This window comes from Tahibacter caeni (genome assembly GCF_024609805.1).
Classification (GTDB): Bacteria; Pseudomonadota; Gammaproteobacteria; order Xanthomonadales; family Rhodanobacteraceae; genus Tahibacter; species Tahibacter caeni.
This window is the reverse complement of record NZ_JANFVR010000252.1, coordinates 1-7,241: the sequence shown is the minus strand read 5'-3', so window position 1 is coordinate 7,241 and position 7,241 is coordinate 1. Positions and strand designations below refer to the sequence as shown.

6 protein-coding genes and 1 pseudogene are annotated in these 7,241 nt (G+C 69.0%); all 7 read right to left on the bottom strand.

Annotation, left to right across the window (positions count from 1 at the left end; all coding sequences use genetic code 11):
* Window positions 1–210, bottom strand: a pseudogene (locus NON22_RS17750) (hypothetical protein); the annotation flags it as partial.
* 1 nt (window position 211) lies between these two features.
* Window positions 212–1,123, bottom strand: a complete 912-nt coding sequence (gene fdhE, locus NON22_RS17745; RefSeq protein WP_257388278.1) for a formate dehydrogenase accessory protein FdhE — start codon at window positions 1,121–1,123, stop codon at window positions 212–214.
* A 96-nt stretch (window positions 1,124–1,219) separates the two neighbouring features.
* Window positions 1,220–1,888, bottom strand: coding sequence for a formate dehydrogenase subunit gamma (locus NON22_RS17740; RefSeq protein WP_257388277.1), 669 nt, complete (start codon window positions 1,886–1,888; stop codon window positions 1,220–1,222).
* Complete coding sequence (gene fdxH, locus NON22_RS17735) at window positions 1,885–2,787, bottom strand: formate dehydrogenase subunit beta (RefSeq protein ID WP_257388276.1); 903 nt, start codon at window positions 2,785–2,787, stop codon at window positions 1,885–1,887. Before fdxH ends, NON22_RS17740 begins: the two co-directional genes overlap by 4 nt.
* Before the next feature lie 9 nt (window positions 2,788–2,796).
* A complete protein-coding gene (gene fdnG, locus NON22_RS17730; RefSeq protein ID WP_257388275.1) occupies window positions 2,797–5,865 on the bottom strand; it encodes a formate dehydrogenase-N subunit alpha in 3,069 nt (1,022 codons plus the stop codon).
* 185 nt (window positions 5,866–6,050) lie between these two features.
* Window positions 6,051–7,004: a DMT family transporter gene (locus tag NON22_RS17725; protein WP_257388274.1), complete on the bottom strand. Its 954-nt coding sequence runs from the start codon at window positions 7,002–7,004 to the stop codon at window positions 6,051–6,053.
* A gap of 49 nt (window positions 7,005–7,053) precedes the next feature.
* A partial coding sequence (locus NON22_RS17720; RefSeq protein WP_257388273.1) for a helix-turn-helix domain-containing protein occupies window positions 7,054–7,241 on the bottom strand: 188 nt, incomplete at its 5' end.

Here is a 7,241-nt window from a genome sequence, read left to right as displayed (position 1 = left end):
CGCCGGCGGCGCCAGCGCGGCGCGCGGCAGGTCGCCGGCCATCGCCGCGGCCCGCCGTTCGTCGAGCAGGTTGCGCAACGTCGCGGTCACGAACGTGCGGCCGTGGCGCTCGAGCAGCGCCGCGACGTCCGCGAGATTCAGCAGCCGGTCCAGCGACGGAATGTCGGCCGGCGTCGCGGCAGTCGCGCTGTCGTCGGCCGCCGGCGTCACGTCAGCCTTCGGCGGCTGGCCACAGCAGCGGGTTGACGCTGGCGCGGTGATAGCCGGCCTCGCCGACGAGCACGTCGAGCGCGAGGCTCGCGAGATCGTCGGCTACTGCTTCGACGTGCTGGTCCTTCTCCTGCAACAGGATCTTGCGGTAGACGCGGCACTGCTCGCAGGTCTCGGCGCGCACGCCGTCGTTGCCGTGCTCGATGAAACGATAGGCGATGCCGTCGACCGCGTCGCAATGGCTGCATTTGGCACGGACGAGGTGCCATTCGCTCGCACACAGCGCGCAATGCAGATACCGGTGACCGTCGCCGCGCACGATGCTCGCGACGGGCAGGCTGCCGCAGACCGGACAGACGCCGGGCACGTCGAGCGGCGCGACGGCGGCGGGGTCCAGCGCGGCCGCCAGCGCGACCCAGAGGACCTGCAGCGCCGCCATCAGGAACGGCGCCGTCGCGGGATCGACGTGTTCGGGGCGCCCGCCGAGCAAGGCGTCGACCTGTTCGTCGAGCACGGGAGCGGGTATCTGGTGCACGCGCCGCAGCAGGTCGGCGACCGTTCCCGGCCGGTGCTCCTGGGCGGCGAGGCGCTCGCAGAGTCCGGCGAGGATCGGCTGCCACTCGCGATGCCGGCGATGGTCGCCGGCGGGCAGCACCGGCATGCGATGCGCCGCGGCGCGCGCGAGCTCGGCGCTGTCGAGGACGGGCGGCGGCAGCGCAGAGAGCAAGACCTGCTGTGTCCGCGCGACGTCCGCCATCAGCTGCAGATAGCCCGACAGCGCATGATCGGGGGCGAGCCGATCCAGGCGCGCCGCGCGGCGGTCGAACACCGCTGCGCGGTCCGGTAGGCGCAGGCGCGGAATCGGCTGCGCGACGGAACGCGCGATCTCGTCGGACGGCAGTACACGCTGCACGGCTATCGACTGTCGGAACGAAGCGGAACGCTTCGCGGCGAGTATAGCCGGAGCCCGCCGCCCGGCGTCAGCACGTCGCTGCCCGCGTCATCGCCGCTACTTGCCCGTCGAATGCTTCGTGACGTCGCGGAACCAGGCGCGGTGATGCTTCCAGGCCCAGCCCGGCGACACCGTGCCGCGCGTCATCGCGCGCAGCGAACCCTTGACCCAGATGCCCGCGTAGACGTGGACGACGATGGTCAGGATCAGCACGAAGGCGAACGCCGCATGTGCGAGCGCGGCCACGCGCGTCGCGTCGACCGGAAAATAGTCGCTGAAATACGCGCGCCAGATCACGAGGCCCGAGACGAGCAGCACGAGCATCGAGACCAGCGCGACCAGGTAGACGAGCTTCTGCCCGGCGTTGTTGCGCCCGACCTCGGGCAGGTTCTCCTCCTGGTCGCGCACGACGTCGCCGATGCGCCGCAGCCATTCGCGGTCGGCGCGCTGCAGCCGGTTGTCGCGCCCGACCTTCGCGGCGAACGCAAAGAACGCGACGGCCATGACCAGGCCTATCCACGGATGCACGGCGCGCATGACGTCGCCGCCGCCGAACAGGTTCGCGAGCCAGAACAGCGGCGGATAGAACAGCGCGAGCCCGGACAGCGCCAGCAGCACGAAGCTGATCGCGACGATCCAGTGGTTGATGCGCGTGGCCGGCGCGTAGCGGACGATCTGTCCGGTCTTCGGGTCGACCTGGTCGGCGACCTGCCGGGTTCGGCTCATGACGGCTTCTCCAGTTCGCGGCGCGCGGCTTCCTCGTCCTCCTCGGTGGTCAGCGAAGGACCCATGCCGATGTAGTGCAGGAAGCCGGCGAGCGCGGCCGCGGCGATGCCGAGCAGCGCGAGCGGCTTGCTGACGCCCTTCCAGACCTTCACGAGCGCGCTGATCTGCGGGTCTTTCGGCAGGTCCGCATAGAGCTCGGGCTGGTCGGCGTGGTGCAGCACGTACATGACGTGCGTGCCGCCGACGCCGGACGGATCGTACAGGCCGGCCTGGTCGAAGCCGCGCGACTTGAGATCCTCGACGCGTCCGGCCGCATGCCGCTGCATGTCGGTCTTGCTGCCGAACACGATCGCGCCGGTCGGGCAGGCCTTGACGCAGGCCGGCTCCAGCCCGACCGACACGCGGTCGGAGCACAAGGTGCACTTGTACGCCTTGTGGTCCTTCTTCGAGATGCGCGGCACGTTGAACGGGCAGCCGGTGATGCAGTAGCCGCAGCCGATGCAGTTTTCCTCGTGGAAATCGACGATGCCGTTCGCGTACTGCACGATCGCGCCGGGCGACGGGCAGGCCTTCAGGCAGCCCGGATCGGCGCAGTGCATGCAGCCGTCCTTGCGGATCAGCCACTCGAGGTCGCCCTGCGGCGTCTCGTGCTCGGTGAACCGCATCAGGGTCCACGACTGGTCCGACAGATCGGCCGGGTTCGTGTAGGTGCCGAGGCAGGAGCCGATCTCGTCGCGCAGGTCGTTCCATTCCATGCAGGCGACCTGACAGGCCTTGCAGCCTATGCACTTGCTGACGTCGATGAGCTTGGCGACTTCGCCCGCGGGCGCGCCGCGCGCCTGCGGCGGAGCGATGGTCGTGGCCGAGCGGCGGACGATGTCGAGCGATTGCAATGCCATGTCCGTCTCCTAGGCCTTCTCGACCCGGACCAGGAACGACTTGAATTCCGGCGTCTGCGAGTTGCCGTCGCCGACGACCGGGGTCAAAGTGTTCGCGAGAAAGCCGGCCTTGGCCGTGCCGGTGAAGCCCCAGTGGATCGGGATGCCGACCGTGTGCACGGTCTTGCCGTCGACCTGCAGCGCCTTGATGCGCTTGGTCACCATCGCGACGGCGGTGATGTGGCCGCGATTCGACGTGACGCGCACGCGCTCGCCGGCCGCGACGCCGATCTCCTTGGCCAGCGCCTCGCCGATCTCGACGAACTGCTCGGGCTGCAGGATCGCGTTGAGCCTGACGTGCTTGGTCCAGTAGTGGAAATGTTCGGTCAGGCGGTAGGTCGTCGCGACGTGCGGGAAGCGGTCGGCCTTGCCGAACATTTCGCGGTCGCCCTTGAACAAGCGCGCGATCGGATTGTTGAGCGCGAGCGGCTGGTTCGGGCTCAGCGGGTTGTTCGCGAGCGGCGTCTCGAACGGTTCGTAGTGCTCGGGGAACGGCCCTTCGTTCATCGCGTCGCGCGCGAACAGGCGCGCGACGCCCTCGGGCAGCATGATGAACGGTCCCATGCCGTTGGCCGGATCCTCGTCGGCCTTGTAGTCCGGCACGTCGGCGCCGCCCCAGGCCGCGCCGTTCCAGCCGACGAGCTTGCGCTTCGGATCGAACGGCTTGCCGTTGACGTCGCAGGACGCGCGGTTGTACAGCACGCGCCGGTTCGCCGGCCAGGCCCAGGCCCAGTTCAAGGTGTTGCCGATGCCGGTCGGATCGGCATTGTCGCGCCGCGCCATCAGATTGCCGGCCGGTCCCCACGAGCCGCAGAAGATCCAGCAGCCCGAGCTCGTGCTGCCGTCGTCGCGCAGTTCGGCGAAGCCGGCCAGCTGCTCGCCGGCCTTGCGGATGATCTTGGTCGGGTCTTTCGGATCGGCCAGGTCCTTGAGCGCGCGGCCGGAATATTCCTTGGCCAGCTCGTCGGCCGTCGGACTCTCCGGATTCGCGTACGGCCACGACAGTTTCGTGATCGCGTCGGACGGCGCGCCGCCTTCGCTGCGGTACAGCGCGCGCAGACGCGTGAACAGCCCGGCCATGATCTCCAGGTCCGAACGCGCTTCGCCGGGCGGCTCGGCGCCCTTCCAGTGCCATTGCAGCCAGCGGCCGGAGTTGACGAACGCGCCGTCCTCTTCGGCGAACAGGCTCGTCGGCAGGCGGAACACTTCGGTCTGGATCCTGGACGGATCGACGTCGTTGTGTTCGCCGTGATTGCGCCAGAATTCCGAGGTCTCGGTCGCGAGCGGATCCATGACGACGAGGAACTTGAGCTGCGAGAACCCGGCGATCGCCTTGGCCTTGTTCGGCGCCGCGGCGAGCGGATTGAAGCCCTGGCAGATGTAGCCGTTCATCTTGCCCTGGTTCATGAGCTCGATGGCCAGCAGCAGGTCGTAGGACTTGTCGAGCTTCGGCAGCCAGTCGTAGCCCCAGTCGTTCTCGGCGCTGACCGCGTCGCCCCACCAGGCCTTCATGAGGCTGACGTGGAATTTCGGGTAGTTCTGCCAGTAGCTCAGCTGGTTCGGCCGCAGCGGCTTCGGCGCGCGCGCGGCGATGTACTTCGCGTAGTCCTGCTCCTTCTCGCCCGGCAGGGTCAGATAGCCCGGCAGCAGGTTCGACAGCAGGCCCAGGTCGGTCAGGCCCTGGATGTTGGAATGGCCGCGCAGCGCGTTCATGCCGCCGCCGGAAATGCCGATGTTGCCGAGCAGCAGCTGCACCATCGCGGCGCAGCGGATCATCTGCGAACCGACCGAATGCTGGGTCCAGCCGAGCGCGTACATGATCGTCATCGCGCGATCCGTCGTCGAGGTCGACGCGATCTGCTCGGCGATGTGCAGGAATTTTTCCTTGGCCGTGCCGCAAATGCGCTCGACCATCTCCGGCGTGTAGCGCGCGTAGTGCTGCCTGAGCAGGTTGTAGACGCAGCGCGGATGCGCGAACGTCGGGTCGGTGCGCACGTAGCCGTCGTCGCCGAACTCGTAGTCCCAGCTCGACTTGTCGTACTTGCGCGCCTGCGCGTCGTAGCCGGAGAACAGGCCGTCGGCGAACGCGAAGCCTTCCTTCACGATGAACGGCAGGTCGGTGTAGTTCCTGACGTATTCGTGCTGGATCTTGTCGTTCGTCAGCAGGTAGTTGATCACCGCGCCGAGGAACACGATGTCGGTGCCGGTGCGGATCGGCGCGTAGTAGTCGGCGATCGCGGCCGAGCGCGTGAAGCGCGGATCGACGACGATGAGCCGGGCCTTGTTGTGCGCCTTGGCCTCGGTGACCCACTTGAACCCGCAGGGGTGCGCTTCGGCGGCGTTGCCGCCCATGATCAGCACGAGGTCGGCATTCTTGATGTCGACCCAGTGATTGGTCATCGCTCCTCGGCCGAACGTCGGGGCAAGACTTGCCACCGTCGGGCCGTGTCAGACACGCGCTTGATTGTCGAAGACCAATAGCCCCAGGGGACGCACCACCTTGTGGGTCAGATAGCCCACTTCGTTGGTGGCGCCGGACGCGGCAAGCATGCCGGTCGTGATCCAGCGGTTGACGGTCAGGCCGTCGGCGTTCTTCTCGACGAAGTTCGCGTCGCGGTCGGCCTTGAGCAGGCGCGCGATGCGGTCGAGCGCGTCATTCCAGGAAATGCGCTGCCATTTGTCCGAGCCCGGCGCGCGGTATTCGGGATAGGTCAGGCGGCTCTTGCTGTGGACCATGTCGAGCAGGCCGGCGCCCTTCGGACACAGGGTGCCGCGGTTGACCGGATGATCCGGATCGCCCTCGATGTGCACGATGCTCGCTTCGGCGTTCTTGGCCTTGTCGCCGAGGCTGTACATCAGGATGCCGCAGGCGACGGAACAGTACGGGCAGGTGTTGCGGGTTTCGGTCGCGCGCAGCAGCTTGAACTGGCGCACCTCCGCGAGGGCCGGGCCCGGTGCGAAACCCAGCAGGCCGAGACTCGAACCGACCAGGGTCGCGCCAGTCAGCTTGAAGAACTGGCGCCGCGTCATGTCAGTCATGCAGACCTCCGTTCCGAACGGCCGGATCGTTATGTTCCGTGGGTACGCCTGGGGTCCATTGGGCTTTAGTCTAGGCGCTTCTCCCGGCTTTGCCAGGGTTCGCGATGTTGCGGCGCAACGCGCGGCGGCAGGCGGCGCCTCCCCGCCGTGCGTCCGGCGGATCGGTAACGACGAACGGTTCCCCGTCAGGCTTGCGCGGGCTCGGGCCGGATGCGCGCGGCGAACACGACGCCGGCGATCAGCAGCGCGATGCCGGCCAGGCTCGGCAGCGCCGGCATCTCGCCGCGCAGCGCGAACGCGTAGCCCAGCGCGGCGACGGTCTCGAACACGATGAGCTGTCCGGCGATCGCCGTCGGCAGGCGCTGGCTGGCCTGGTTCCAGCACAAGGTGCCGAGCCAGGACGCGAACAGGCCGATGGCCGCCATCAGCGCGACGAAGACCGGCGGCCGCGGTCCCAGCGGCAAGGCATAGCCGGGCGTCAGCCACGGCGCCGCGAGCGCGAGCACGACCGCGCCGGCGGCGGCCAGCGGCAAGGTGACGAGACCCTGCGCCGTGGCCCAGGCGCGCGGGCTGCGTTCGGGATGCGCGCGCAGCCAGTCGGCGTTGCGCAGCGGATACCAGGTCCAGCAGACCACGGCGGCGACGGCCAGCGCCGCGCCGCTCGCGTAGCGCGCGAGTCCGGCCGGCGACGACGCCTGCAGCGCGCCGATCTCGGCCTGGTTGACGCAGGCCACGCCGAGCGCGATCAGCAGCAGCGGCACGACCAGCCGGCGCCAGGGCAGCCGGCCGTCGCGCCGCGCGTTGCGCCGGTTCGCGGTCAGCGCGATGACGACGGGCAAGGTGCCGATGATCATCGTCGGCAGCGGACCGCCGGCGCGCTGTATCGCGGCGGCGAGGCAGACGTAATAAACGAAGTTGCCGACGGCCGACAGCTTCAGCGCCTCGATCCAGTCGGCGCGGCGCAGCCGGCGCAGTTCGCCCTGGTCGAGCAGCGCGAGCGGCAGCGCGATCAGGCCGAACGCGAGATAGCGGCCGACCGCGAGCCACGCGGCCGGATAGTCCGGCAGCAGCAGCGGACCGACGAAGACCAGGCCCCAGAACGCGCCGGCGACGGCCGCATAGAGAATGCCGATAAACATCGGCGCAGCTTGCCGCGGCGCGGCCGCGCCGTCTTGAAGCAAATTGCGCTCAACCGCGCAGCTGGCGCTGGTAGCGCGCCGGCGTCACGCCGTAGCGCTGCGCGAACGCGCGCGTCAGATGCGCCTGGTCGGCCAGCCCGCAGGCCGCGGCCACGTCGGCCGGCGCCGTGCCGGCGCCGAGCAGGCGCTTGGCCTGCAGCAGGCGCAGCGCCATGAGCATCTGCTGCGGCGTCGCGT